The sequence below is a fragment of the Streptococcus danieliae genome (genome assembly GCF_013415245.1).
Taxonomy (GTDB): domain Bacteria; phylum Bacillota; class Bacilli; order Lactobacillales; family Streptococcaceae; genus Streptococcus; species Streptococcus danieliae_A.
Genome location: NZ_JACBXX010000010.1, coordinates 1 through 254 on the forward strand (window position 1 = coordinate 1; position 254 = coordinate 254).

The window sequence follows — 254 nt, forward strand, 5'->3', positions numbered from 1 at the left end:
GAAAATGGTTGCGGTAGTTGGACCGACAGGATCTGGTAAGACCACCATTATGAACCTGATCAACCGTTTCTACGATGTTGACGCGGGGGCTATCAAATTTGATGGTCGCGATATTCGGGACTATGACGAAGAGATTCGTCCTGTCCAAGCGCCTCACTTTACCGAGTTACGAGATGGAGTTGCGATTGAAGGGATTGACTTTGGTTACCTACCAGGTCAAAAAGTTCTGAAAAATGTCAGTATCTCTGCCCTTA

The 254-nt window shown here is 46.5% G+C and carries 1 protein-coding gene; it reads left to right on the forward strand.

The window, feature by feature from the left end:
* Positions 1-254: ATP-binding cassette domain-containing protein (locus HZY94_RS10400; protein WP_228064514.1), on the forward strand; the 254-nt coding region annotated here is incomplete at both ends.